Source organism: uncultured Campylobacter sp. (assembly GCF_938017705.1).
Taxonomy (GTDB): Bacteria; Campylobacterota; Campylobacteria; order Campylobacterales; family Campylobacteraceae; genus Campylobacter_B.
This window is the reverse complement of sequence record NZ_CALIIS010000193.1, coordinates 1-3,391: the sequence shown is the minus strand read 5'-3', so window position 1 is coordinate 3,391 and position 3,391 is coordinate 1. Positions and strand designations below refer to the sequence as shown.

At 51.1% G+C, this 3,391-nt stretch carries 2 protein-coding genes; one reads left to right on the top strand and one right to left on the bottom strand.

The window, feature by feature from the left end; translation table 11 throughout:
- A partial coding sequence (locus tag Q0605_RS08925) for a PDZ domain-containing protein (protein ID WP_298706328.1) occupies nucleotides 1-526 on the bottom strand: 526 nt, incomplete at its 3' end.
- A 225-nt stretch (nucleotides 527-751) separates the two neighbouring features.
- Here Q0605_RS08925 and Q0605_RS08920 point away from each other — a divergent pair.
- A partial coding sequence (locus tag Q0605_RS08920) for an AAA family ATPase (RefSeq protein WP_298706327.1) occupies nucleotides 752-3,391 on the top strand: 2,640 nt, incomplete at its 3' end.

Here is a 3,391-nt window from a genome sequence, read left to right as displayed (position 1 = left end):
CGCGCCCGTCATCCAGGGGGATCGTGAAGACATCCCCCTTCCGGGGCGGAGTGATTTTGGTTTTCGGCTTGCCGCGCATTTTTGAGACCGCATCGTCGATCGTAATGCCGAAAGTCGCGTTGCCGTCGATACGCAAGATCACGTCGTTAGCCTGAATACCTTTCTTGTCGGCGGGAGTACCCTCGATAGGCGAGATAACGGTCAGAGCGCCGTCTTTCATACCCACCTGAATTCCAAGCCCGCCGAACTCGCCCTCGGTCTGGACTTTCGTGTCGTTAAACGCCTTTTCGTCCATGTAGCTTGAATGCGCGTCGAGGTTATTCATAAGCCCCGAGATCGTCTTGTCCACGAGCTCCGAGAAGGTCATCTCATCGACATAATTGTTTTCGACGATCGCAAGCGTCTTGGTAAGCTTAGCTAGCGCCTCCAGACGCGTTTTTTCGCTGTCTGGCTTTTTGGTCGCGTTGACCTCTCTGGCTTGTAAATTTCCGGTAAAAAAACTGACGCCTAAAAATAGAGAAAATATGAATCCCAAGCCGAAGAAGAGGTGTTTTTGTCGCAAAGTTTATCCTTGAAAGTAAAATGGAGTGAATTTTATAGAAAATTGGCTAAAAATAAGGTAAATTTCATACGAAATTTGCGCGTTTACGGATAAATTTAAGCCGAAAATTTTAAAATCTCACTAAAAAACCTTGACATAAACACACTAAAGTTATATAATGCAATCAACTTCAACTTTAGGAGAAAATTTATGAACGAAACTATTGAAATTTTAACCGACAAAATGCGCTCTTTGCTCGAAAGCAGCGTTTCTTTAGCGATCCACTCCAAAAATAGCGAAGTGGGCGTATTGCACATGCTCTGGGCTTTGGTAGCCGACAGCGGCTCTGTGCTAAATCAAATTTTTAATAAATTTAGCATCGAAAAGACCGCGGTCGAGCTTGAGATCAAAAGCGAAATTTCAAATTTGCCTACGAGCTCAAACGTCACGAAGGAAAACGTGCGAATCTCGCGCGAGCTGATGAACTCGCTAGAGGTCGCAAAAGGGCTGATGACGAGCTCGGGCGATAAATTTATCGCCGTAGATACCTGGCTGATCGCAAATTTAAACGCAGATCCGCTAAAGAAAATTCTGTCTAAATTTGCAGATCTTATCGAGATCAAAAAGGAGCTAGAAGCGCTTCGCGGCGGCAAAAGCATCGATTCGCAAACCGCCGACGAGACGCTTGAGGCGCTTAGTAAATTCGGCGTCGATCTCACCGCTAAGGCGCTTGCGGGCGAGCTCGATCCGGTCATCGGCCGCGACGAGGTGATTTCGCGAATGATGCAAATTTTAATCCGCAAAACGAAAAACAACCCGATCCTGCTCGGCGAGCCTGGCGTGGGAAAAACCGCGGTCATCGAGGGTCTTGCTCAGCTGATCGCCAAAAAAGAGGTACCGCTCAGCCTGCAAAACAAACGCGTCATCGCGCTTGATATGAGTGCGCTGATTGCAGGCGCGAAGTACCGCGGCGAGTTTGAAGATAGGCTCAAAGCAGTCATAAACGAGGTCGTAAAAGCCGCGAATGTCGTGCTTTTTATCGATGAAATTCACACCATCGTAGGCGCGGGCGCAAGCGAAGGCTCGATGGATGCCGCAAACATCCTAAAGCCCGCCCTTGCACGCGGCGAACTGCACGCAATCGGCGCTACGACGCTGAAAGAGTACCGAAAGTATTTTGAAAAAGATGCTGCGCTTCAGCGTCGCTTCCAGCCCGTAACGGTCGCGGAACCTAGCGTAAGCGAGGCTACGGCGATCCTGCGCGGCATAAAGGAGCGGCTAGAGGTGCATCACAACGTCACCATCACCGATAGCGCGCTTGTGGCGGCCGCAAGGCTAAGTGACCGCTACATCAGCGATAGGTTCTTGCCCGATAAGGCGATTGATCTCATTGACGAAGCGGCGGCAGAGCTTAAAATGCAGATCGAAAGCGAGCCAAACGAGCTTGCTAAGGCCAAGCGCGACATCCTTACGCTTCAGGTCGAAAAGGAAGCCCTTAAGATGGAGGATGACGGCAAAAACGACGAGAGGCTCGCGCAGATCGATAAAGAGATCGAAAATTTAACCGAGCAGAAAAACGCGCTTCAGGCTAAATTTGAAAACGAAAAGTCCGTATTTGGCGGCATCAGCGAGGAAAAAAAAGCGATTGATAGCCTAAAAAACGAAGCTAGCCTAGCAAGACGCAACGGCGATCTTAGCAAGGCTGCCGAGATCGAATACGGCAAGATCCCCGCCGCGCAGGCAAAGGTCAAGGAGCTTGAGGCGAAGTGGGACGCGATGAAAGAAAACGGCGTGCTTTTGCGAAACCGCGTGGACGAGGAGAGCGTGGCCGAAATTTTAAGCAAATGGACGGGCATCTCGGTAAGTAAAATGCTCTCCTCCGAAAAGGAAAAATTCCTCCACATCGAGGAGCACTTAAAAGAAAGCGTCGTGGGGCAGGACGAGGCGCTGCACGCCATCGCTCGCGCCGTCAAGCGCAACAAAGCCGGTCTCGTAAACGAAAACCGCCCGATTGGAAGCTTTTTGTTTTTGGGCCCTACCGGCGTCGGCAAGACCGAGAGCGCAAAGAGCTTAGCTAGATTTTTATTCGACGACGAGCGGGCGATGATCCGCTTTGATATGAGCGAGTATATGGAAAAACACAGCGTCAGCCGCCTACTCGGCGCGCCTCCGGGATACGTGGGCTATGATGAGGGCGGGCAGCTTACCGAAGCGGTGCGCAGAAAACCCTACTCCGTGCTGCTTTTTGATGAGATCGAAAAGGCGCACAAGGATGTTTTTAATATCCTGCTTGGAATTTTAGACGACGGACGCGCGACCGATAACAAGGGCGTTACGGTCGATTTCAAAAACACGATCATCATCCTAACGAGCAATATCGGCTCGGCTAAGATTATGGAGCTTGACGCCAAAAACGCGGACAAGCCGCGTGAGGTCGCGCTTGCCGAGCGTGAGGAGGCGATAAAGAGTGAGCTGAAGAATTATTTCAAGCCCGAATTTATCAACCGCCTGGACGATATCGTGATCTTCAACGCCCTAAGCGAGGACGATCTTATAAAAATCGTGGGCATTATGTTTAAGAGCCTGCAAAAAACGCTCGCGAACCGCGGCATCGGCGCGTGCCTAAGCGAAAATGCCAAAAAGCTCATCGCCTCGGCGGGCTTTGATATCGAATACGGCGCAAGACCGCTACGAAGGGCGCTCTACGATCTGGTGGAGGATAAGATCGCCGATATGATCCTAAGCGACGAGATCAAAACGGGCGATCGGATCGAAATCGGCGCGCGTGACGGCGAGATCGGAGTGGGCGGAGGGCGCGTCGGAGTGGGAAGGTGCGTCGGAGCGGGAGGG